Genomic DNA, 21,541 nt, shown 5'->3' on the forward strand with positions numbered 1-21,541 from the left:
TCAGGCCTCCTGCGGGGTGAGGACGATGTCGCTGACCGACACGGCATCTCCGGGGGTGTACGACACCTGCGCGATGCGTCCCACTGCCGCGAGGTCGCCCTCCGCCGAGCGGATCGCGTCGAGTGCAGCCTCCGGCCCGGTGATCGTGAGCGAGTCGACCGGCGTCTTCTGCGAGGCCTTCGCTTCGGTCTTCGCACGCCGCACCGAGATGAGCGCTTCGCCGACTGTGCGGAGCACGGCGGGGTCGCCGTCGATGCCCACCGGTTCGGGCCACGCAGTGGTGTGCACAGAACCCTCTTCGAACCACGACCACGCTTCTTCTGCCGCGAACGACAGGACGGGGGCCAGCAGGCGGAGCAGTGTCGACAGCGCCATCCGGAGTGCGAGAGCAGCCGACGCCTGGCCCGAATCCGCCTGGTTGTAGGCGCGTTCCTTCACGAGTTCGAGGTAGTCGTCGCAGAACGTCCAGAAGAACGACTCGGTGATCTCGAGGGCGCGCGCGTGGTCGAACGCGTCGAATGCCTTCGTCGCGTCGCGGACCACCTGGTCGAGGGTCGCCAGCATCGACGCGTCGAGAGCGTGCGTGATGCGAGCGCCCTCGGGGACGGGGAACGACAGCACGAACTTCGCCGCGTTGAGGACCTTGATCGCCAGGCGGCGACCGATCTTCACCTGCGTCGGGTTCTGCGGGTCGAAGGCGGCGTCGGCGCCGAGCCGGCTCGAGGCCGCCCAATACCGCACGGCATCCGTCCCGTGCGCGTCGAGGATGTCGGCGGGCGTCACGACGTTGCCCTTCGACTTCGACATCTTCTTGCGGTCGGGGTCGACGATGAAGCCCGAGATGGAGGCATCCGTCCACGGCGCGCGGCCGTCCTCGAGAACCGAACGCACCATGGTCGAGAACAGCCACGTGCGGATGATGTCCTGGCCCTGGGGGCGCACGTCGAACGGAGCGACGAGGTTCCAGAGTTCGTCGTCGCGCTGCCAGCCGCCGGCGAGCTGCGGGGTCAGCGAGGACGTCGCCCAGGTGTCGAAGATGTCGCGCTCGGCGTCGAAGCCGCCCGCCACGCCGCGCTGATCCTCGGTGTAGCCGTCGGGCACGTCGGTGGTGGGGTCGACGGGGAGGCGGGACACGTCGGGGGTGAGCACGCGGTCGTAGTCGCGGTCGCCGTTCTCGTCGAGCCCGTACCAGACCGGGATCGGCACGCCGAAGAAGCGCTGCCGCGACACCAGCCAGTCGCCGGTGAGGCCGTTGGTCCAGTTCTCGTATCGCACCCGCATGAAGTCGGGGTGCCACCCCATGCCGCGACCCATCTCGATGAGCTTCTCGCGGAGGTCCGCATCGCGCGCGCCATTGCGGAGGTACCACTGGCGGGTCGAGACGATCTCGAGCGGCCGGTCGCCCTTCTCGTAGAACTTCACCGGGTGGGTGAACGGCTTCGAGACCTCGAGCAGCTCGCCGGATTCCTCGAGCAGCTCGGCGATGCGCTTCTTGGCGCTGAAGACGGTCTTGCCGGCGAGTTCCGCATAGGCCGCCTTCGCGGCATCCGTCACGAGCACGTCGGGAGCCTCATCGATGATGCGACCGTCGCGGCCGAGGATCGTACGGTTCGGAAGGTCGAGCTCGCGCCACCAGATGATGTCGGTCACGTCGCCGAAGGTGCAGATCATGGCGATGCCCGTGCCCTTGTCCTTCACCGCGAGCGGGTGGGCGAGGACGGGCACCTCGACGTCGAAGAGGGGGGTGCGCACCGTGGTGCCGAAGTACGGCTGGTAGCGCTCGTCGTCGGGGTTCGCGACGAGGGCCACGCAGGCGGCCAGCAGCTCGGGCCGGGTCGTCTCGATGTGGATGTCGCCGGAGCCGTCGCTCTTGTGGAAGGCGACGCGGTGGTACGACGCCTGCTGCTCGCGGTCCTCGAGTTCGGCCTGCGCGATCGCGGAGCGGAAGTCGATGTCCCAGAGCGTCGGCGCCATGGCCTGATACGCCTCGCCACGGTCGAGGTTGCGGAGGAAGGCGAGCTGGCTCGTGCGGATCGTGTCGTCGGAGATCGTCCGGTAGGTCTGCGTCCAGTCGACCGAGAGGCCGAGCTTGCGGAACAGGTCCTCGAACTGCTTCTCGTCCTCGAGGGTCAGCTCCTCGCAGAGCTCGATGAAGTTGCGGCGGCTGATCGGCACCTGATCGGCCGGCTTCAGGCTCTTCGCGTCGCCGCGGAACGGCGGCGTGAAATCGGGGTCGTAGGGGAGCGAGGTGTCGCACCGCACGCCGTAGTAGTTCTGCACGCGACGCTCGGTCGGCAGGCCGTTGTCGTCCCAGCCCATCGGGTAGAACACGGTCTTGCCGCGCATGCGCTCGTAGCGCACCTTGACGTCGGTGTGTGTGTAGCTGAACACGTGCCCGATGTGGAGCGACCCGGATGCCGTCGGGGGAGGCGTGTCGATCGAGAAGACGCCCGCGCGGCCCTTGGCTTTGGCCGCGTTGCGGTCGAACAGGTACGTGCCGGCGTCAGACCACGCGGCATCCCACTTCTGCTCGAGGCCTTCCAGGGCGGGCTTGTCGGGAATGTGCGCGTTCGTCATGGTGATGCTCCTCGAGCGATATGTGCGGCACTGTGTGAGCGTGCCTGAGTGTGGGTGGCAGACAGTCTACCGCCGGGGTGCTGGTGGGACCGAGGCGCGACGCGGCTTCGCGAGGAGATGGAGGTTCCCGAGGAGCGGATGCCGGGATCCGGCCCTCGGGACGCGTCATCTCCTCGCGAAGCGACGCGCGGCCTCCTCCCGGGCGGATGGGTCGGTCTGTCTGTGCACACCGTCCCGCCGTGCGCGCCGCAGGAAGGTCGGGGCGCCCAGGCTGTGCGGATGAGGGTGACGGATGCGGTGGCGCAGGGCGGCGGGATCGTTCGATCGGCGGTGTTGCGCCGACAGGGCTTCAGCGATCGAGCGGTGCGAGTGGCGGTGGACGCCGGCGAGCTGGTGAGGCCGAGGCGGGGCTGGGTCGCGACGCTGCGGAGCGATCCCGCGCTCCGAGCGGCAGCCGCCGCGGGAGTGGTCCTCTCGTGCGCGACGCAGGCGCAGCGGCTCGGGTTGTGGGTGCTTCGGGCGGATGCCGTGCACGTTGCGGCTTCCGCTCATTCGGGCTCGGTCCGGATCGAGGACCCGAATACGGTCGTCCACTGGGCGGAACCGATCGTGCCCCGCGCGCCCGACGCGCTCGTCGATCCGATCGAGAACGTGCTCGCGCTGACCGCCTCGTGCCTACCGTTCGAGGAGGCCCTCGCGATCTGGGAGTCGGCCCTCGAGCGCGGGATGGTGCAGCTACCGGTTCTGCGTCGGCTCCCGTTCCCCGGGCGGGCTCGGGAGGTCTTGGCGCAGGCGACGCCGTTCGCCGGATCGGGTCTCGAGTCTTTCATCCCGCCGCGGCTCGCGTGGCTGCGCGTGCACATCGTCCCGCAGGCGTGGATCGCCGGACACCGCGTGGACTTCCTGATCGGCGATCGCCTCGTTCTGCAGATCGACGGCGGCACTCACGTGGGAGCCCAGCGCGACGGCGATAACGCTCACGATGCCGAACTGATGCTCCTCGGCTATCACGTGGTCCGTGTCGGATACGCCCAGGTGGTCCACCGCTGGCACGTCGTGCAGGACACGATCACCCGCGCCGTGGCACAGGGATTGCACCTCGCCGAGGGGTGACGCTTCGCGAGGAGATGGAGGTTTCCCGAGGAGCGGATGCCGGGATCCGGCCCTCGGGACGCGTCATCTCCTCGCGAAGCGACGCGCAAGGCTCAGAAAGCGGTCTCGATGGTCTTGTTGCCGTCGATGATCTTCCGGACCGGTTCGCTCGTGAACGCGTCGACCAGAGCCTTGGTCGAGGCGGCATCCTTCTCTGTGCCGGGGACGACGAGCTGCAGCGCGAAGCGGTCGTCGAGCTCGGTGAGCAGGCCGTCGTCCTGCGGAGTGAGGCCGAGAGTGGCGATGTGCGACGGCCACTGGAAGACGAGGTCGGCCTCGTCGTAGGCCGTGTTGAGCTGGTTGATCTGCAGCTCGAGGAACTGCAGGTCCTTCGGGTTCTCGGCGATGTCGTCGACGGTCGCGGCGTACGGGTCGACGCCCTCGGCGAGGGTGATGATCTTCGCGTCGGCGAGCATCTTCAGCGCTCGCCCGGTGTTCGACGCGTCGTTCGGAATCGCGACGGTCGCGCCCTTCGGCAGATCGGCGATGTCGTCGAGGGTCTTCGAGTAGAACGCGATCGTGAAGTTGTAGATCGGCTGCACGGCGGTGAGGTCCGCGTCGTTGGCGGCGTTGAACTCCTCCATGTAGGGCTTGTGCTGCGAGAAGTTCGCGTCGATGTCTCCCGCGGCGAGCATCTTGTTGATCGTGACGTAGTCGGCGACCTCGACGAGGTCGATCTTGTAGCCGTCTTCGATCTCGTCGGCGGCGGCCTCCACGATGTCGGTCATGGGTGAGGTGACGGCGCCGACACGGAGGGTCTGGACCTCGCCGGTGCCGGGCGCGGCGGGGGAGGCGCAGCCGGCGAGGAGGGCGACGGCGGCAGCGGTGAGTGCGGCGGCGAGGGTGATGCGGCGCGGGGACATGGTGCTCCTTGTGGGATGGGGGTGGATGTCGATGGTCACCGGTGGTCGAGGCGGACCGAGATCCGCTGGCCGACCGCCTGGATGACGAGGACGATGATGAGGATGACGAGGATCGTGAAGTACATGAGCACGTCGTCGTACTCCTGGTAGCCGTACCGCAGCGCGAAGTCGCCGATACCGCCGCCGCCGACGACCCCGAGCACCGTCGAGTACGAGAGCAGGCTGATCGACGCCGAGGTCAGTGCGTACACGAGACCGGGCAGGGCTTCGGGCAGCAGGAAGCGCCAGACGGTCTGCGGCACCGTCGCGCCGAGGGTCTCGGCGACCCGTGGGATGCCGGGGCTCACTTCGCGGAGGATCTGCTCCACCAGCCGGCCGTAGACGGCGACGGCGACGACGCAGAGGGAGAAGGTCGCGGCGGGCGTCCCGAAGGTCGTGCCGTACACGGCGCGCGTCACGGGGACGAGGAAGACGACCAGCAGCAGGAACGGGAAGGAGCGGATGACGTTGATGAGGAAGTTCGCGATCGACCACACCACGCGCTGGGGAACGATTCCGCCGGGGCGGGTCAGATAGACCGCCGCTCCGAGTGGCAGGCCGATCAGCACGGCCGCGGCGAGGGAGACGCCGAGCATGTAGCCCGTCTCGCCGAGGGCCTCGATGAGGTCGTCGCCGCGTGCCGCGAGCGATGCTCCGAGCGACGCGAGGATGTCGTCCTGCCCGGTCATGCGCCGAGCTCCCGTCGGGCGCGGTCGAGGTAGGACTCCCGCTCGCGGCGTGCCGCGGGTGCGATGGTGAGAACGTCGACGAGCCTGCCGTCGTCGAAGAGAGCCACCCGGTCGCAGACGTCGCGGACGACGTCGAGGTCGTGGGTGACGATGATGACCGTCGTCCCGAAGCGGTCCCGTGCGTCTCGGAGCAGATCGAGGACCTCCCCCGCCGTCGCCGCGTCAAGCGCAGAGGTGGGCTCGTCGCACAGCAGCAGGCGGGGGCGCGTCACGAGGGCCCGGGCGATGCCGACGCGCTGGCGCTGACCACCGCTGAGTTGGGCCGGATAGGCATCCGCTCGCTGGTCGAGTCCGACGAAGCGCAGCGCGTCGTCGACAGCCTCCGCCGATCGCTCTTTACGTGGGCGGAGAGCGAGGGCGACTTCGACGTTCTGCCGCACCGTCCGGTTCGACAGCAGATGCACGCCCTGGAAGACGACGCCGATGTCTCGCCGCAGCCGACGGAGCCCCGCTCGATCGAGCCGTCCGACATTCTGGCCGAGCACGCTGACTGTGCCGGAGGTGGCGGACACCTCACCCGTCAGCGCAGTCAGCAGAGTGCTCTTGCCCGCACCGCTCTCACCGATCACGCCGAGGATCTCTCCTGCCGCGACGGTCAGGTCCACCTCGTCGAGGCCCTGCACGCCGCCCGGGTACTCCACACCCGCGCGGGCGAGCGCGATGGGTGAAGTGGCCAGCACGGAAGGACCTCAAGACGTTGTTGGATGCCGTCCAACTATAGTTCTGCCATGAGCACCAGGTATCGGACCGCAGCAATCAACGACGACGGCGGAACCGGCGTTTCCCGGGTCGTCGGAGGCCTCGAGGTCGCCGTCTCGAACCCGCTCAGCCCCGACGCCGACCTCTCGCGCAGCAATCCGGAACAGCTTCTCGCCCTGGCCTGGGCCACCTGCCTCGACGCGACCCTGCAGGCGATCGTGGCGGGCGCGCACCGCACGCGGGTCCGCGTCGAGGTCGAACTCCACGACTCCGTCGAGCGCGGCGGGTACGAGTTCCACGTCACCGCTTTCGTCTCCGCAGAGGGCCGCACGCTCGCCGAGACGGACGAGCTCGTCGCGGCTGCGCACGACCGGTGCCCGATCTCGCGCCTGTTGCAGGGAGCAGCGACCGTCGGCATCCGTGCGGAGGAGTGGGCTTCCTAGCGGTCGACGGCGAACCCGAAGTGCGGCATGTCCACGCCGCGGTAGTGCGTGACGAAGCGGCGACGGATCGTCATCCCGAGGCGGATGGCGACGTTCATCGACGCGACGTTCGTGTCGCGGACCTTCGCCCAGACGGTCGGGGCGTCCAGCTTCCGGAACGCCCAGTCGCGGGACGCCGCGGCGGCCTCGGTCGCATACCCCCGGTGCCAATGCGCGCGCTGGAAGAGATACCCGACCTCGAGGACGTCGTCGTCGTCGATGCGCTGCCGCGTGATGCCGCACTGCCCGATCATCTCGCCCGGCGCGTCGGCGAGTTCGACGGCCCAGAGTCCGAACCCGTCGTCCGCATAGCGCTGGAGGTTGCGCTCGAGCCACGCCCGGCACTCCGCGTCGGTGAATGCTCCCTCGTAGGCGGTCATCGCGGCCGGGTCGGTGAGGATCGTGCGGAGCGCCGGCAGGTCCTCCTCGCCCATGTCGCGGAGGACCAGCCGGGCCGTCCGCAGCGTCACGAGTCCGTCCTCACATCGAGCCCGAGGGATGCCGCCAGCGCGAGCGCGTGCGTCGTCGCCTGGTCGGCCGTCAGAGTGACGCCGCGCAGCATCCGTATGTCCGTGAACGAGAGCACCTCGGCGCCTCGCAGATCGACGTCGCTCGCCTGCCACTCCCGGACGTCCATCTCGTCGACCGTCGAACTGTCGACACGCAGCCGCTCGACGCGGGCGCCGGGGAGGTCGAGGGTGCCGATGCGGCATCCGGTCACGTCGACGTCGCGGAGCGTCGCGCCGCCCGCCGAGAGGTAGTCGATGCGCACGCCGTCGAGGATGAGCCCGTCGCACCGGGCTCGCGAGAGGTCCAGGGTGCCGATGCGGCCGCCCCGGACGACGACCGTTCGCCACGCGGCATCCCGCGCGAGGACCTCCGCAGCCGACAGGGTGTCGATCACGACGTCCGACAGGATCGATCCGGTCACATCCAGGGTCTGAACGGATGCCGCCTTGACGACGCACTCGCTCATTCGGGCGAAGGCGGCATCCGTGTTCCCGGGGTCGAGGGTGATCCGCGCCTCCGACACCTCGCCGGAGCGGGTCAGGGTCGCCGGAGTGAAGTGGTCCGGGAGATCCGGATCCGGGATGCGGGGCGGCTCGGGACGGATACGGGTGCGGGCCATTACGCCAGGCTATGCCGACGGTATGATCGACGCATCAGCACCGATCCGGCCATCACCGGGGAGCTCTCGGAAGAACAGCGGTCCGCCGCCCAGTAGAACCGAGCGGGGCAGGCCCGTCATCGCCGCAGGTGAGTGGGTGCACCCGGATCCGGGTCGCGCCAAGCGGGGTGGTACCGCGGTCCTCGGATCGTCCTCGCAGGACCAGACCTGCAGGAGCGACATGACCTACCCCCGACCTTCCGCCTTCGGCCCCGCCGCCGACGCGACCACCCCGGTCGTCCCGAGCCCGCGGTTCCCCGACGTCGAGCGCGACGTCCTCGCCTTCTGGGAACACGACGACACGTTCCGCGCCTCGATCGCCCAGCGCGACGGCGCCGACGAGTGGGTCTTCTACGATGGCCCGCCGTTCGCCAACGGTTTGCCGCACTACGGCCACCTGCTCACCGGGTACGCGAAGGACCTCTTCCCGCGTTTCCAGACCATGCGCGGCAAGAAGGTCGACCGGGTCTTCGGCTGGGACACCCACGGGCTCCCCGCAGAGCTCGAGGCGATGAAGCAACTCGGCATCACCGAGAAGAGCGAGATCGAGGACATGGGGATCGCAGCCTTCAACGCGAAGGCGCGATCGTCCGTCCTGGAGTACACGCAGGAGTGGGAGAGCTACGTCACCCGCCAGGCGCGCTGGGTCGACTTCGAGCGCGGCTACAAGACGCTCGACACCGGGTACATGGAGTCCGTCCTCTGGGCGTTCAAGGAGCTCTACGAGAAGGACCTCGCGTACGAGGGTCACCGCGTGCTGCCCTACTGCTGGCGCGACGAGACCCCGCTCTCCAACCATGAGCTGCGGATGGACGATGACGTCTACAAGATGCGTCAGGACCCCTCCGTGACGGTCACGTTCCCGCTCGTCGGGGCGAAGGCGGAAGCACTCGGCCTGACCGCCGTCAGGGCGCTCGCCTGGACGACCACCCCGTGGACCCTCCCGACCAACCTCGCGCTCGCCGTCGGCCCCGACATCGAGTACGTCGTCCTGCCCGGCGGTCCGGCCGGTGCCGCCGACGTCCACGAGGACGCGCTCGAGGGCGAGTCCCACCGCTACCTGCTGGCCGCGGAGCTCTTGGCGAACTACGCGAAGGACCTCGGATACGCGTCGGCTGAGGAGGCCCGCGAGGCCGTCGACCAGACCGTCCGCGGTGCGGACCTCGCCGACGTCTCCTACGACCGCCTCTTCGACTACTACGCCGATGAGGAGACCTGGGGCACGCAGAACGCGTGGCGCATCCTCGTCGACGACTACGTCACGACGACCGACGGTACCGGCATCGTCCATCAGGCCCCGGCCTACGGTGAGGACGACCAGCGCGTGACGGCGGCGGCCGGCATCCCGCTCATCATGAGCCTCGACGACGGGGGTCGCTTCCTGTCGCCGGTGACCGACGTCGCCGGCGAGCTCTGGATGGACGCCAACCGTCCGCTCATCCGCCTGTTGAAGGGTGAGGGCAGACTGCTCCGCGAAGCGAGCTATGAGCACTCGTACCCGCACTGCTGGCGCTGCCGGAACCCTCTCATCTACAAGGCCGTCTCGAGCTGGTTCGTCCGGGTGACCTCGATTAAGGACCGCCTCGTCGAGCTCAACGACCAGATCACCTGGGCGCCCGAGAACGTCAAGCACGGCCAGTTCGGCAAGTGGCTCGAGGGTGCGCGCGACTGGTCGATCAGCCGCAACCGCTTCTGGGGATCACCGATCCCGGTCTGGAAGAGCGACGACCCCGAGTACCCGCGGGTCGACGTCTACGGCTCGCTCGCCGACCTCGAGCGCGACTTCGGACGGCTGCCCGTGAACGACGAGGGCGAAGTCGACCTGCACCGTCCGTTCATCGATGAGCTCACCCGACCGAACCCCGACGACCCGACCGGCAACTCAACGATGCGCCGCATCGAGGACGTCTTCGACGTCTGGTTCGACTCCGGATCGATGCCGTACGCCCAGGTGCACTACCCGTTCGAGAACCGCGACTGGTTCGACGAGCATGCGCCGGCCGACTTCATCGTCGAGTACATCGGGCAGACGCGCGGCTGGTTCTACGTCATGCACGTGCTGTCGGGTGCGCTGTTCGACCGACCCGCGTTCGCCGGCGTCGCCTGCCATGGCATCGTCCTCGGCAGCGACGGGCAGAAGATGTCGAAGTCGCTCCGCAACTACCCGGACGTCAGCGAGGTCTTCGATCGCGACGGCTCCGACGCGATGCGCTGGTTCCTGATGAGCTCGTCCGTCCTCCGCGGCGGCAACCTCGTCGTGACCGAGGAGGGCATCCGTTCGGGTGTCCGCGAGTTCCTCTTGCCGCTGTGGAACGCGTGGTACTTCTTCTCGACGTACGCCAACGCTGCGGGGGGACAAGACGGCACCGGGTACGAGGCGGCGCGTCGGACGGACTCGACGAACGTCCTCGACCGCCACATCCTCGCCCTGCTCGGCGACCTCGTCCGCGACGTGGCCACCGACCTCGAGGCGCTCGACTCGACGATGGCTGCGGCCAAGCTCCGCGACTTCGCCGAGGCGCTCACGAACTGGTACATCCGGCGTTCGCGCGACCGGTTCTGGGTGGGGGTGGATGCCGCCGACCCCACCACGACCGAGGCGTTCGACACCCTCTACACGGTGCTCGAGACGCTCACCCGCGTCGCGGCACCGCTCATCCCGCTCGTCTCCGAGCGCGTGTGGCAGGGCCTGACCGGCGGACGCAGCGTGCACCTGGCGGACTGGCCCGACGCCGACGAGTTCGCGCCCGCATCCGACATCCGCGAGGCCATGGACACCGTCCGTGAGGTCTCGTCGGTCGCGAACGCCCTCCGCAAGAAGGAAGGCAAGCGCGTTCGCCTGCCGCTCGCGTCGCTGACCGTCGCCGTCGCCGGAGCCGACGCTCTCGCGCAGTTCGAGGACATCGTCCGCGAGGAGCTGAATGTGAAGGCGGTCGAGGTCATCGAGCTGACCGAGGGCCTCGCCGAGCAGTACGGCATCAGCCAGCGCCTCGCGGTCAACGCGCGTGCCGCTGGCCCGCGCCTCGGCAAGCAGGTGCAGCACGTCATCAAGGGTGCCAAGGCCGGCCTCTGGACCGAGGAGGACGGCGTGGTCGTCGTCGACGGCATCGCGCTGGAGCCCGGGGAGTACGACCTCACGCTCGAGGCCGGTGGTGTCGCGGAGGGCACGGCGATCGCGCTTCTCCCGCGTGCCGGGTTCGTCCTGCTCGACACGACCACGACGCCCGAGCTCGAGGCCGAGGGTCTGGCGCGCGACGTCATCCGCGCCGTGCAGGATGCCCGCAAGGCCGCCGGGTTCGAGGTGAGCGACCGCATCGCGCTGCAGCTCACCTTCGACCACAGCGCCGACGCCGAGGCGGTCGCAGGCGCGTTCGACGTTGCCGATGTCGCGGGGGAGACCCTCGCGGTGGCCGACCTCGTCGCCACCGCGGACGGCGCCACCCTCCGGGGCGAGGCGCTCCGCTCGAGCCCCGAGCACACAGCATCCGTCCCCGCCGGCACGTATGCGAACGCCGGCGACTTCACGATCGGCGTCCGCCGGATCGGAGCGACCTCATGAGCGACAGGACACGAGCGGATGCCGTCTACGCGGCGCTCCTGGAACGCCAGGGGGAGCGCTGGGTCGAGCCGCGCGTCGAGCGCACGCGGCGCGCCCTCGAGCTCCTCGGCGACCCGCAGCGGACGTACCGCGTCATCCATGTGACGGGCACGAACGGGAAGACCTCGACGAGCCGGATCGCCGAGTCGATCGTCCGAGCACACGGGCTCCGGACCGGACTGTTCACGAGCCCGCACCTGCAGCGCTTCACCGAGCGGATCATGGTCGACGGCGAGCCGATCGCCGACGCCGCGATCGCCGACGCCTGGGATGAGATCGCCCCCATCGTCGCGCTCGTCGACGACGAGCTCGAGCAGAAGGATGAGCCGCCGCTCACGTTCTTCGAGCTGCTCACGGTGCTCGCGTTCGTTTCGTTCGCCGACGCTCCGGTCGACGTCGCGGTGATCGAAGTCGGCATGGGGGGATCGTGGGATGCCACGAACACCGCCGACGGCGACGTCGCCGTGTTCGCGCCGATCGACATCGACCACGCCGACAAGCTCGGCGACACCATCGGAGAGATCGCGACCGTCAAGGCCGGGATCATCAAGCAGGGCGCTGCCGCCGTCTCCGCCGCGCAGACGCCCGCTGCGGCGAGCGTGCTCGCCTCGGCGGCTCGCGCTAAGGGCGCTTCGCTCGCGGTGGAGGGGGAGCAGTTCGGCTTGCTTGACCAGAAGCTCGCCGTGGGTGGTCAACTGTTCACCCTGCGCGGTCTGGCGGCGACCTACGAGGAGCTCTACCTGCCGCTCTACGGCGCGCACCAGGGGCACAACGCGGCGCTGGCGATCACCGCGGTCGAATCGCTGATCGGCGGCGGCACGCAGCCGATCGCGGCGGACGTCCTCGCCGACGGCCTCGGCAACGTGACGTCCCCGGGGCGGCTCCAGCTCGTCGGCATCGCCCCGACGGTGATCGTCGACAGCGCGCACAACCCGCACGGCGCCCGCGCGCTGGTGTCTGCGCTCGGCGACTCGTTCGACTTCGACGAGTGGGGTCTCGTGCTCGGGGCCTTCGCCGACAAGGACGTGGCCGGAATCGTCGGGACCCTCGCCCCGGCGGTCGCGCACGTGTTCGCGACGGCGCCCGAGTCCGACCGGGCTGAAGAGCCGGATGCCGTCGCCGACCTCGTCGAGCAGACCGAGACGCCCGTCACCGTGCACCGCGACCTCGCTGAGGCCGCCGAGGCTGCGCGCGCCTGGGCCGCGGAGTCCGATCGCCGCGCGGTCGTCATCGCGGGTAGCGTCGTCCTGGCCGGCGAGGCCGTCGTCCTCGCCGAGGCGGAGGACTGGAAGTCGGGGTACCGCTCATGAGTCGGAAGCCGCGCGTCCGCCGTCAGCGCGGTGCTCAGGAGTCGCTCCTCTCGGTGATCCTCGGCTTCGAGTCGATCGTCGCGTTCCTCGCGGGCCTCTCGGTCTACGGATTGAAGGCACTGCCGGCGGGGATCGAGCCGTGGTGGGGCATCGTCGGCGGTGTCGTCCTCGGCATCCTGATGATCGTTCTCAGCGCGTTCACCCGGTACCGCTGGGGTGTCATCGCGGGCGGAGCACTGCAAGTGCTCATCGCGCTCGGTGCGTTCCTCGTGCCGGCGCTCCTCATCGCGGCGGCCGTTTTCGGCGCGTTGTACGTGTATGGCACCATCAAGGGCGGCGCGCTCGACGAGCGCAACGCCACACTCGCCGCCGAGGCGGAGAAGAACGGAGACTGACATGGCCACCGAACAGACACTCGTCCTCGTGAAGCCCGACGGTGTCGCGCGCGGGCTCACCGGTGCGATCCTGGCGCGCATCGAAGCGAAGGGGTACTCGCTCGTCGACATCCGCCTCGTGGAGCCCGACCGCGAGCGCCTCGAGCAGCACTACGCCGAGCACGAGGGCAAGCCCTTCTACGAGCCGCTCCTGGAGTTCATGATGTCGGGGCCGGCCGTGGCCATCCGCCTCGCCGGCAACCGCGTCATCGAGGGATTCCGCTCGCTCGCGGGCACGACCGACCCGACGACGGCCGCTCCCGGCACCATCCGTGGCGACTTCGGCCGCGACTGGGGCCTCGCCGTGCAGCAGAACCTCGTGCACGGCAGCGACAGCGTCGAATCCGCGAACCGCGAGCTCGCGATCTGGTTCGACTGATCAGAGCCCTGCATGCGCCCGTCCCGGTTTCGGGGCGGGCGCATCGTCGTCTCAGCGGGTGAACTCCGAGATCCAGTCCAGTCGCACCTGCGCGATCACGCCGACCACGGCGAAGGCGACGATCGCCATGAGAGGCGTCCACGCCATGAGGGCGTCGGCCTTGCGGCGGACAGCGGCGGATGCCGGTATCGCGCCTTCTCGGACGAGGTGGACGGCGACCGCGAAGAACGTGGGGATCGTGACCGACCACGTCACCATGCACCACGGGCAGAGCGTCGCGAGCACGAAGACGCTCTGGGTGATGAGCCACAGGACGAACGCGAAGGCAGCGGTCACACCGAGCCCGAACAGCAGCCAGAACCAGCGCGCGAAGCGGGCGCCGGCGAGAAGTGCCGCCCCGACGACGATCGGCGCCATCCAGCCCGTCAGGCCGAGGATCGGGTTCGGAAAGCCGAACACGGAACCCTGCGCGGACTCCAGGTTCTTGCCGCACTGGACGAGCAGGCTGATGTCGCACGATGCCGACGCGCCCGGGTTCTCGAGCAGGCGGAAGCGCTCCGTGGTCAGTTCGAAAGCCGCGAACCACCCCACGACACCGGCGAAGATCAGCCAGATCGCGAAGAGGGTCGGGCGGGGGGAGCGGGTCCGCGTGGTCATGCGGGCGATTATCGCACCGCCGCTGATCCCTCTCCTGAGGCGCCGGCCGTGCATATCGGAGTGCGTCGGTCACGGTTCCCCCGTCGAAAGTGGGATAATGGGGGTCGACGTCCCCGCGGCCGCGCCGCCAAGATGTCACCAGAAGACTTCGGGCGATCAACGCCCGCGCAGCATCACCCCGCCGAGTGTGCGGGGATCCGCTGCAGACCGAATGAGTTCGCGGCACCCCCGACACCGGAGCGTAGCCGCCCGATTTTCGCCGGACGGCACGCGGGGCCGTCGGCTAGGAGTAGGCCAGAGATGGCAGATGACACGAACGACACAGCAGCATCCGAAGCGGTCGACGGCGAACTGACGGTCGTCCCCGCCGCAGAGCCTGAGCGGGCCGAGACCGAGCAGGCCGCCGCGTCCGACCAGGCCGCGGCGCCTGAGGAATCCGTCCAGCCGGAGACGCCCGCCGCGGCTGAACAGGCTGCCGAACCGGAGACGCCCGCCGAGCCGGAAGCGCACGCCGAGCCGGAAGCACACGCTGAGCCGGCGATCCCGACGGCGGTGAGCCTGGGCCTTCTCCCCGAGCAGTTCGTCTCCTCCGTCTCGACGGCCCTGTACTTCTACGCTCCCGAGGTCCCGCCGCTTCCTGCCTTGCCGCGCGACGAGCGTGACGACCGGTACGACCGAGACGACCGCGGCGAGTCCTCGTCCGAGTCGGTCGGCAGCTCACGTCGCCGCAACCGCCGCCGGGGCGGCAACGCTCCCGAGCAGCAGGAGGAGCCCGCTCCCCGCCGACGCGCGGTCGAGGTCATCACCGAGCCGCAGCGGATCAAGGGATCGACGCGTCTCGAGGCCAAGAAGCAGCGCCGCCGAGACGGTCGCGAGGCCGGTCGTCGCCGCCCGGTGGTCACCGAGGCCGAGTTCCTCGCCCGCCGTGAGTCCGTCGATCGCGACATGATCGTCCGCACTCGTGGCGGCCGCATCCAGATCGGCGTCCTCGAAGACAACGTCCTCGTCGAGCACTACGTCGCGCGAAACCAGGATGCCTCGCTCATCGGCAACGTGTATCTCGGGCGGGTGCAGAACGTCCTCCCGAGCATGGAGGCGGCGTTCGTCGACATCGGTCGGGGCCGCAACGCCGTGCTCTACTCCGGCGAGGTGGATTGGGATGCCGTCGAGACCGGCAACCAGCCCCGCCGCATCGAACTCGCGCTCAAGTCCGGTGACCGCGTCCTCGTGCAGGTCACGAAGGACCCCGTCGGACACAAGGGTGCGCGCCTGACGAGTCAGATCTCGCTCCCCGGTCGGTACCTCGTGTACGTGCCGGCGGGTTCGATGAACGGCATCTCGCGCAAGCTCCCCGACACCGAGCGCGCCCGTCTCAAGAAGATCCTCAAGGAGGTCCTGCCGGAGTCGTCGGGCGTCATCGTCCGGACGGCGGCGGAAGGTGCGACGGAGGAGCAGCTCACGCGCGATGTGCAGCGGCTCACCTCGCAGTGGGATCACATCAGCACGCAGGCGCAGACAGGGCAGGCCCCGGCGCTCCTGCACTCGGAGCCCGACCTCCTGGTGAAGATCGTCCGCGATGTCTTCAACGAGGACTTCCGGAAGATGCTCATCCAGGGTGACGACGCCTACGAGACGATCACGTCATACCTCACGGGAGTGGCCCCCGACCTCCTCGAGCGCATCGAGAAGTACGAAGGCGAGCAGGACCCGTTCGACGTCTTCCGCGTCACCGAGCAGATCGAGAAGGCGCTGGATCGCAAGGTCTGGCTGCCCTCCGGTGGTTCGCTCGTCATCGACCGCACCGAGGCGATGACGGTCGTCGACGTCAACACCGGCAAGTTCGTCGGCACCGGCGGAAACCTCGAAGAGACGGTCACGAAGAACAACCTCGAGGCCGCGGAGGAGATCGTCCGCCAGCTGCGCCTTCGCGACATCGGCGGCATCATCGTCGTCGACTTCATCGACATGGTGCTCGAGTCCAACCGCGACCTCGTGCTCCGCCGCCTCGTCGAGTGCCTGAGCCGCGACCGGACGAAGCACCAGGTCGCCGAGGTCACCTCGCTCGGCCTCGTGCAGATGACCCGCAAGAAGATCGGGCTGGGTCTGCTCGAGACGTTCAGCGAAGCGTGCGAGGTGTGCGCCGGCCGCGGCGTCATCGTCCACCACGATCCGGTCGTCAAGCATCGCTCGCAGAACGGCAACGGCAACGGCAACCCGGCTGGCGGCAACCGTCGTCCCCGTCAGGGCGGCGGTGCGTCGCAGAACCAGGGCGGCGGTGCGGCTGCGCCTGCGCCGGGTGGCACCCACGTGATCACCGAGGGTGTGAAGTCCGCGCTCGCGCAGATCGCCGCATCCACCATCCAGCCCCACGAGGAGCCCGCTGCCGTCGTCGCCGAGGAGCCCGCTGCAGAGCGGTCCGAACGCCCGAAGCGCGCGCGTCGCAAGAAGGCGGAACCGCCCAAGAGCGACGCCGATCGGCTACTCGACTCCGTCCTCGAGGCGCTTCCCGAGCCCAAGGCCCCGGGCCAGGGCCGCGCGCGTCGCCGCGTCTCGACGGCTGCCCTCACCGGCACGCCGGTTCAGACCACGCCGGAAGACTGATTCAGCGCGTCACCGCCCGCGTCGCTCGCGGGTGGTGACGCGCAGTCCGGACGCGATCAGCCGGCGGACGAGTTCGTGCGCACCGACCTGCTCTGCGCCGCCCGCCACGAGCCGCTCGATCGCGTCGTCCGGAACGTCGTAATGGTCGCGGTCGAACGCTCGCGGGGGGATGCCGTGGGCCGCCGCGAAGGCGTGCAACTCGTCGAGATCGCTGTCCGAGACGAGATGAGCCCACAACCTGCCATGAGCCGGCCACATCGCGGTGTCGACGAGGATGGCCATCCGCCGATCATAAGCGGGACGCCGTGCGGCGGGATCGGCGGCGACGCGCCGGGGGGTGCTTTTGCCCTCACTGCAGGGATCGGGTATTCTGGTCCCTTGGTGCGTCACGTGTCGCAGGCAGTTGCGATACAGAGCCTGGCTTCCGCACCAAGACTTCCAGTCTCATCAGACAATCGGAGCCGTGCGCTCCACAGAAGAAACAAGGTGTGAAGTGGTTTACGCAGTTGTGCGCGCCGGTGGCCGTCAGGAGAAGGTTCAGGTCGGCACCATCGTCGTCCTCGACCGTCAGTCGGCCAAGGTCGGCGACAAGATCGAGCTTCCCGCTGTCCTCTTCGTCGACGGCGACGCCGTGACGACCGACGCCGACAAGCTCGCCAAGGTCAAGGTCACCGCCGAGGTTGTCGGCGAAGAGCGTGGTCCGAAGATCATCATCCAGAAGTTCAAGAACAAGACCGGCTACAAGAAGCGCCAGGGCCACCGCCAGGACCTCACGCGCGTCAAGATCACCGGCATCAAGTAAGCAGCCGAGAGGACACGAGAGATGGCACATAAAAAGGGCGCAAGCTCCACCCGTAACGGTCGTGACTCCAACGCCCAGCGCCTCGGCGTGAAGCGCTTCGGTGGTCAGAAGGTCCTCGCCGGCGAGATCATCGTCCGCCAGCGTGGCACCCACTTCCACCCCGGCGCCGATGTCGGTCGCGGTGGCGACGACACGCTGTTCGCTCTGGCCGCCGGCGCGGTCGAGTTCGGCACGAAGGGCGGCCGCAAGGTCGTCAACATCGTGTCGGTCGCTGAGTGACCACACACATTCCTTGACGAGGGGCGGGCTGCGGCCCGCCCCTCGTTTTTTCCCCGCCGACCCCCGTCGGCTTCCCCGTCAGGAGACACCGCATGGTGACGTTCGTCGATCGCGTGACGCTGCATTTGAGCGCAGGCAAGGGCGGCAACGGCTGCGTGTCCGTGAAGCGCGAGAAGTTCAAGCCCCTCGCCGGTCCTGACGGCGGCAATGGTGGGAACGGCGGCGACATCACCCTCGTCGCCGACCCGCAGGTCACGACGCTCCTGTCGTACCACCACGCACCGCACCGCTCCGCCGGCAACGGCGGGTTCGGCATGGGCGACCACCGCTCCGGTGCCGCCGGCGAAGACCTCGAACTCGCGGTGCCCGTGGGCACGGTGGTCAAGGACGAGAACGGCGAGACCCTCGTCGACATGGCGACGCCCGGCATCCGCTTCGTCGTCGCTCCCGGTGGTCAGGGCGGTCTCGGCAACGCATCGCTCGCGAACCCGAAGCGCAAGGCGCCCGGCTTCGCGCTCCTCGGCACCCCCGGGTGGGAGGGCGATGTCCACCTCGAGCTGAAGACCGTCGCCGACATCGCGCTCGTCGGGTTCCCGTCCGCGGGCAAGTCGAGCCTGATCGCCGCGATCTCTGCGGCTCGCCCCAAGATCGCCGACTACCCCTTCACGACGCTCCACCCGAACCTCGGCGTCGTCCAGGCGGGCGATGCTCGCTACACCGTCGCCGACGTCCCCGGACTGATCGAGGGTGCGAGCGAGGGTAAGGGTCTCGGCCTGGAGTTCCTCCGCCACGTCGAGCGTTGCACCGCACTCGTGCACGTGCTCGACTGCGCGACGCTGGAGCCTGACCGCGACCCGATCAGCGACCTCGACGTCATCCTCGCCGAGCTCGCGGCGTACCCGGTTCCCGAGGGGCAGATCCCGCTGCTGGAACGCCCGCAGCTCATCGCGCTGAACAAGCTCGATGTCCCCGAGGCGAAGGACCTGGCCGACCTTGTGCGGCCCGAGCTGGAAGCCCGCGGCTTCCGCGTGTTCGACATCTCCACGGTCAGCCGTGATGGCCTCCGTCAGCTGACCTTCGCCCTCGGCGAGGTCGTCGAGGAACACCGCGCTGCGCTGGCCGCCGCTCCCGCCCCCGAGCGCGTCGTCATCCGCCCGAAGGGGTCGAAGAAGGACTTCGAGATCCGCGTCGAGGGTGGCACGTACGGCAACATCTACCGCATCCTGGGCGACAAGCCGGTGCGCTGGGTCCAGCAGACCGACTTCCAGAATGAGGAGGCCGTCGGCTTCCTGGCCGACCGCCTCGAGAAACTGGGCGTCGAAGACGGTCTCCTGAAGGCCGGCGCCGAAGCGGGCTCGACGGTGGTCATCGGCCCCGGTGACGGCATCGTCTTCGACTGGCACCCCTCGCTCGGCTCCGCTGCCGAGCTGATGACCGCTCCCCGTGGCACCGACCCTCGCCTCGACCTCAACCCGCGTCGCACCACCTCGCAGCGCCGTGACCGCTATCACGAGCGCATGGACGCGAAGGCCGAAGCGCGCGCCGAGCTCGAGTCCGAGCGCATCGCCGCCACGCGCGGGGAGGACGAGGACGCCTCGTGACCCTGCAGGACCGTGCCGGGCTCGCCGGCGCACGCCGTGTGGTCGTGAAGGTCGGTTCTTCCTCGATCAGTGGTGAGAACGCCGAGAAGATCGCACCGATCGTCGATGCTCTCGCCGAGGCGCACGCGCGCGGCACAGAGGTCGTGCTGGTCTCCTCCGGAGCCATCGCCACGGGGATGCCGTTCCTCCTCCTCGACGCTCGTCCGAGCGACCTCGCAACGCAGCAGGCGGCCGCCGCCGTCGGGCAGAACATGCTCGTCTACCGCTATCAAGAGGCGCTCCGGCCGTTCGACATCGTCGCCGGTCAGGTGCTCCTGACCGCGGGCGACCTCGAGAACCCCACGCATCGCTCCAATGCCCGCCGCGCGATGGAACGGCTTCTCGGCCTCCGCATCCTTCCGATCGTCAACGAGAACGACACGGTCGCGACCCACGAGATCCGCTTCGGCGACAACGATCGGCTGGCCGCACTCGTCGCCCAGCTGGTGGGAGCCGATGCGCTCGTGCTGCTGAGCGACATCGAGACCCTGTACACGCGTCCGCCGGACGAGCCGGGTGCCACCCCGATCATCGACGTCGCGTTCGGCGATGACCTCTCCGGGTATCAGTTCGGATCCGTCGTGGTGAACAGCGTCGGCACCGGGGGAGCGGCGACGAAAGCGTCGGCCGCGCGACTCGCGTCATCCGCGGGGATCGCCGTGCTCGTCACGAGTGCCGACCTCGTCCACGCCGCCCTTCGCGGCGAGCAGGTGGGAACGTGGTTCTCGCCGAACCCCCAGCCGGTTGCTCCGGTGACGACGGCGTCGGTGCGCGTCGACGGTCCCTGAGCGGGGTCAGAGGCATCCGCCGCCCTAGACTTGGCGGATGACGATGACCACGGCGACGCCTCAGGAGCGCATGCACTCCGCACGGACCGCATCGCGGTCGCTCGGGCTGATGACGGATGCCGCCAAGGCCGACCTCCTGCGCGGGATCGCGGCTGCGATCGACGCGAACACCGGGGCCATCGTGGCGGCGAACGCCGAGGACGTGGTCCGCGGCCGGGCGGACGGCCTGACGACCGGCCTCATCGATCGCCTGACGCTCGACGAGGTTCGCGTGCAGGCGCTGGCAACGGCGGTGCGCGACGTCGCGGAGCTGCCCGATCCCGTCGGTCGGGTGCTGGATGACCGCGTGCTCGAGAACGGACTGCACCTGCAGAAGGTGTCGGTCCCGTTCGGTGTCATTGGCTCCATCTACGAAGCGCGCCCGAACGTGACCGTCGACATCGCGGCGCTCGCGCTGCGCTCGGGGAACGCCGTCGTCTTGCGCGGAGGGAGCGCCGCCCAATCGACCAACGCGGCCCTGATTTCGGTCATGCGGGGCGCACTGTCCGATGCCGGCGTCGACCCCGAAGCGATCCAGACGGTGGACGACTTCGGCCGAGATGGGGCACGGGCGCTGATGCGGGCCCGTGGCCTGGTCGACGTACTCGTTCCGCGGGGGAGTGCTCAGCTGATCGAGACAGTCGTGACGGAGTCGTCCGTCCCGGTCATCGAGACCGGCGCGGGGGTCGTGCACATCGTCCTCGACGCGTCCGCTCCCGCGGAATGGGCGACCGACATCGTCGTCAATGCGAAGGTCCAGCGACCGAGCGTCTGCAACGCCGTCGAGACGGTGCTCGTGCATCGCGACGCTGCCGCCCGCTTGGTTCCGCCGGTCGTCGCGGCGCTGCAGGAGCGCGGGGTCACGGTGCACGGCGATCCCGTCACCGTCGCGCTGAGTCCGGGCGTCGTGCCGGCGACGCTTGAGGACTGGGCTACCGAGCACATGAGCCTCGACATATCGATCCGTGTGGTCGAGGATCTCGACGACGCCCTGGCGCACATCCGGCAGTACTCGACCCAGCACACCGAGTCGATCATCACGACGGACGACGCCGTCGCCGAGCGGTTCCTGGCCGAGGTGGATGCCGCGGTGGTCATGGTGAATGCATCGACCCGGTTCACCGACGGCGGTGAGTTCGGCTTCGGCGCCGAGGTGGGAATCTCGACCCAGAAGCTGCACGCCCGTGGTCCGATGGGCCTCCCCGAGCTGACGACGACCAAGTGGCTGGCGCGGGGCGCCGGGCAGATCCGATCCTGACCGCCTAAACTGGACCTCGACCCGACC

Annotated in this window: 20 protein-coding genes; 12 read left to right on the top strand and 8 right to left on the bottom strand. The window is 69.1% G+C overall.

The features are described from left to right. Complete coding sequence (valS, locus tag ABQ271_RS06205) at positions 1 to 2,577, bottom strand: valine--tRNA ligase (RefSeq protein WP_349310611.1); 2,577 nt, start codon at positions 2,575 to 2,577, stop codon at positions 1 to 3. 279 nt (positions 2,578 to 2,856) lie between these two features. Here valS and ABQ271_RS06210 point away from each other — a divergent pair, with 279 nt between their 5' ends. Beyond that, entirely contained in the window at positions 2,857 to 3,690 is an 834-nt protein-coding gene (locus tag ABQ271_RS06210) for a type IV toxin-antitoxin system AbiEi family antitoxin domain-containing protein (protein ID WP_349310612.1), read from the top strand. A 92-nt stretch (positions 3,691 to 3,782) separates the two neighbouring features. On the opposite strand, the gene ABQ271_RS06215 is transcribed toward ABQ271_RS06210, so the two are convergent. Genes ABQ271_RS06215 through ABQ271_RS06225 form a run of 3 tightly spaced genes read right to left on the bottom strand, consistent with a single transcriptional unit; the run spans position 3,783 to position 6,060 of the window. Continuing rightward, positions 3,783 to 4,592, bottom strand: coding sequence for a MetQ/NlpA family ABC transporter substrate-binding protein (locus ABQ271_RS06215; RefSeq protein ID WP_349310613.1), 810 nt, complete (start codon positions 4,590 to 4,592; stop codon positions 3,783 to 3,785). Positions 4,593 to 4,627: 35 nt separating this feature from the next. Then, positions 4,628 to 5,320, bottom strand: a complete 693-nt coding sequence (locus ABQ271_RS06220; RefSeq protein ID WP_349310614.1) for an ABC transporter permease subunit — start codon at positions 5,318 to 5,320, stop codon at positions 4,628 to 4,630. After that, positions 5,317 to 6,060, bottom strand: a complete 744-nt coding sequence (locus tag ABQ271_RS06225; RefSeq protein WP_349310615.1) for an ATP-binding cassette domain-containing protein — start codon at positions 6,058 to 6,060, stop codon at positions 5,317 to 5,319. The genes ABQ271_RS06220 and ABQ271_RS06225 overlap by 4 nt, the downstream gene beginning before the upstream one ends. Before the next feature lie 48 nt (positions 6,061 to 6,108). On the opposite strand from ABQ271_RS06225, the gene ABQ271_RS06230 reads away from it, so the two are divergent. Further along, positions 6,109 to 6,522, top strand: coding sequence for an OsmC family protein (locus ABQ271_RS06230; RefSeq protein WP_349310616.1), 414 nt, complete (start codon positions 6,109 to 6,111; stop codon positions 6,520 to 6,522). Here the strand turns inward: ABQ271_RS06230 and ABQ271_RS06235 are convergent. Together ABQ271_RS06235 and ABQ271_RS06240 are read right to left on the bottom strand one after the other, a co-directional pair. Continuing rightward, positions 6,519 to 7,031 carry a GNAT family N-acetyltransferase gene (locus ABQ271_RS06235; RefSeq protein WP_349310617.1) on the bottom strand — a complete coding sequence of 171 codons (513 nt, stop codon included), beginning with the start codon at positions 7,029 to 7,031 and terminating at the stop codon, positions 6,519 to 6,521. The two genes, ABQ271_RS06230 and ABQ271_RS06235, sit on opposite strands and share 4 nt — an antisense overlap. Next, positions 7,028 to 7,690, bottom strand: a complete 663-nt coding sequence (locus tag ABQ271_RS06240; RefSeq protein WP_349310618.1) for a hypothetical protein — start codon at positions 7,688 to 7,690, stop codon at positions 7,028 to 7,030. Before ABQ271_RS06240 ends, ABQ271_RS06235 begins: the two co-directional genes overlap by 4 nt. 220 nt (positions 7,691 to 7,910) lie before the next feature. Between ABQ271_RS06240 and ileS the strand changes: the two genes are divergently transcribed. Genes ileS through ndk form a run of 4 tightly spaced genes read left to right on the top strand, consistent with a single transcriptional unit; the run spans position 7,911 to position 13,450 of the window. Continuing rightward, positions 7,911 to 11,288, top strand: a complete 3,378-nt coding sequence (ileS, locus tag ABQ271_RS06245) for an isoleucine--tRNA ligase (RefSeq protein WP_349310619.1) — start codon at positions 7,911 to 7,913, stop codon at positions 11,286 to 11,288. Beyond that, the gene (locus tag ABQ271_RS06250) at positions 11,285 to 12,637 is read left to right on the top strand and encodes a folylpolyglutamate synthase/dihydrofolate synthase family protein (protein WP_349310620.1); all 1,353 of its coding nucleotides are present in this window, start codon (positions 11,285 to 11,287) and stop codon (positions 12,635 to 12,637) included. Before ileS ends, ABQ271_RS06250 begins: the two co-directional genes overlap by 4 nt. Beyond that, the gene (locus ABQ271_RS06255; RefSeq protein WP_349310621.1) at positions 12,634 to 13,032 is read left to right on the top strand and encodes a DUF4233 domain-containing protein; all 399 of its coding nucleotides are present in this window, start codon (positions 12,634 to 12,636) and stop codon (positions 13,030 to 13,032) included. The genes ABQ271_RS06250 and ABQ271_RS06255 overlap by 4 nt, the downstream gene beginning before the upstream one ends. A 1-nt stretch (position 13,033) precedes the next feature. Beyond that, positions 13,034 to 13,450: a nucleoside-diphosphate kinase gene (ndk, locus tag ABQ271_RS06260; RefSeq protein WP_349310622.1), complete on the top strand. Its 417-nt coding sequence runs from the start codon at positions 13,034 to 13,036 to the stop codon at positions 13,448 to 13,450. A 51-nt stretch (positions 13,451 to 13,501) separates the two neighbouring features. Here ndk and ABQ271_RS06265 read toward each other — a convergent pair whose 3' ends face one another. Continuing rightward, positions 13,502 to 14,107, bottom strand: coding sequence for a vitamin K epoxide reductase family protein (locus ABQ271_RS06265; RefSeq protein WP_349310623.1), 606 nt, complete (start codon positions 14,105 to 14,107; stop codon positions 13,502 to 13,504). Positions 14,108 to 14,407: 300 nt separating this feature from the next. Between ABQ271_RS06265 and ABQ271_RS06270 the strand changes: the two genes are divergently transcribed. Continuing rightward, the gene (locus ABQ271_RS06270) at positions 14,408 to 16,708 is read left to right on the top strand and encodes an Rne/Rng family ribonuclease (RefSeq protein WP_349310624.1); all 2,301 of its coding nucleotides are present in this window, start codon (positions 14,408 to 14,410) and stop codon (positions 16,706 to 16,708) included. Between the two features lie 9 nt (positions 16,709 to 16,717). Here the strand turns inward: ABQ271_RS06270 and ABQ271_RS06275 are convergent, their stop codons facing one another. Next, the gene (locus ABQ271_RS06275) at positions 16,718 to 16,990 is read right to left on the bottom strand and encodes a DUF4031 domain-containing protein (RefSeq protein ID WP_349310625.1); all 273 of its coding nucleotides are present in this window, start codon (positions 16,988 to 16,990) and stop codon (positions 16,718 to 16,720) included. 211 nt (positions 16,991 to 17,201) lie between these two features. Between ABQ271_RS06275 and rplU the strand changes: the two genes are divergently transcribed. The 5 genes from rplU (at position 17,202) to ABQ271_RS06300 (ending at position 21,514) form a co-directional block, all read left to right on the top strand. Next, entirely contained in the window at positions 17,202 to 17,510 is a 309-nt protein-coding gene (rplU, locus tag ABQ271_RS06280) for a 50S ribosomal protein L21 (RefSeq protein ID WP_036308731.1), read from the top strand. 21 nt (positions 17,511 to 17,531) lie between these two features. Further along, positions 17,532 to 17,789 carry a 50S ribosomal protein L27 gene (gene rpmA / locus ABQ271_RS06285; RefSeq protein WP_349310626.1) on the top strand — a complete coding sequence of 86 codons (258 nt, stop codon included), beginning with the start codon at positions 17,532 to 17,534 and terminating at the stop codon, positions 17,787 to 17,789. 92 nt (positions 17,790 to 17,881) lie between these two features. Next, a complete protein-coding gene (obgE, locus tag ABQ271_RS06290; protein WP_349310627.1) occupies positions 17,882 to 19,390 on the top strand; it encodes a GTPase ObgE in 1,509 nt (502 codons plus the stop codon). Continuing rightward, positions 19,387 to 20,217, top strand: coding sequence for a glutamate 5-kinase (gene proB, locus ABQ271_RS06295; RefSeq protein ID WP_349310628.1), 831 nt, complete (start codon positions 19,387 to 19,389; stop codon positions 20,215 to 20,217). The genes obgE and proB overlap by 4 nt, the downstream gene beginning before the upstream one ends. 37 nt (positions 20,218 to 20,254) lie before the next feature. After that, on the top strand, positions 20,255 to 21,514 hold the full coding sequence (locus ABQ271_RS06300; protein ID WP_349310629.1) for a glutamate-5-semialdehyde dehydrogenase: 1,260 nt from the start codon (positions 20,255 to 20,257) through the stop codon (positions 21,512 to 21,514). Positions 21,515 to 21,541: the final 27 nt, after the last annotated feature.

Origin of the sequence: Microbacterium sp. MM2322 (assembly GCF_964186585.1) — a bacterium.
GTDB lineage: Bacteria > Actinomycetota > Actinomycetes > Actinomycetales > Microbacteriaceae > Microbacterium.

What these genes read in the sequence shown, in the direction of transcription:
- valS (WP_349310611.1), bottom strand. Translation starts at nt 2,577, where the DNA reads ATGACGAACGCGCACATTCCCGACAAGCCCGCCCTGGAAGGCCTCGAG.
- ABQ271_RS06210 (WP_349310612.1), top strand. Translation starts at nt 2,857, where the DNA reads ATGAGGGTGACGGATGCGGTGGCGCAGGGCGGCGGGATCGTTCGATCG.
- ABQ271_RS06215 (WP_349310613.1), bottom strand. Translation starts at nt 4,592, where the DNA reads ATGTCCCCGCGCCGCATCACCCTCGCCGCCGCACTCACCGCTGCCGCC.
- ABQ271_RS06220 (WP_349310614.1), bottom strand. Translation starts at nt 5,320, where the DNA reads ATGACCGGGCAGGACGACATCCTCGCGTCGCTCGGAGCATCGCTCGCG.
- ABQ271_RS06230 (WP_349310616.1), top strand. Translation starts at nt 6,109, where the DNA reads ATGAGCACCAGGTATCGGACCGCAGCAATCAACGACGACGGCGGAACC.
- ABQ271_RS06240 (WP_349310618.1), bottom strand. Translation starts at nt 7,690, where the DNA reads ATGGCCCGCACCCGTATCCGTCCCGAGCCGCCCCGCATCCCGGATCCG.
- ileS (WP_349310619.1), top strand. Translation starts at nt 7,911, where the DNA reads ATGACCTACCCCCGACCTTCCGCCTTCGGCCCCGCCGCCGACGCGACC.
- ABQ271_RS06250 (WP_349310620.1), top strand. Translation starts at nt 11,285, where the DNA reads ATGAGCGACAGGACACGAGCGGATGCCGTCTACGCGGCGCTCCTGGAA.
- ABQ271_RS06255 (WP_349310621.1), top strand. Translation starts at nt 12,634, where the DNA reads ATGAGTCGGAAGCCGCGCGTCCGCCGTCAGCGCGGTGCTCAGGAGTCG.
- ndk (WP_349310622.1), top strand. Translation starts at nt 13,034, where the DNA reads ATGGCCACCGAACAGACACTCGTCCTCGTGAAGCCCGACGGTGTCGCG.
- ABQ271_RS06265 (WP_349310623.1), bottom strand. Translation starts at nt 14,107, where the DNA reads ATGACCACGCGGACCCGCTCCCCCCGCCCGACCCTCTTCGCGATCTGG.
- ABQ271_RS06270 (WP_349310624.1), top strand. Translation starts at nt 14,408, where the DNA reads ATGGCAGATGACACGAACGACACAGCAGCATCCGAAGCGGTCGACGGC.
- ABQ271_RS06275 (WP_349310625.1), bottom strand. Translation starts at nt 16,990, where the DNA reads ATGGCCATCCTCGTCGACACCGCGATGTGGCCGGCTCATGGCAGGTTG.
- rpmA (WP_349310626.1), top strand. Translation starts at nt 17,532, where the DNA reads ATGGCACATAAAAAGGGCGCAAGCTCCACCCGTAACGGTCGTGACTCC.
- obgE (WP_349310627.1), top strand. Translation starts at nt 17,882, where the DNA reads ATGGTGACGTTCGTCGATCGCGTGACGCTGCATTTGAGCGCAGGCAAG.
- ABQ271_RS06300 (WP_349310629.1), top strand. Translation starts at nt 20,255, where the DNA reads ATGACGATGACCACGGCGACGCCTCAGGAGCGCATGCACTCCGCACGG.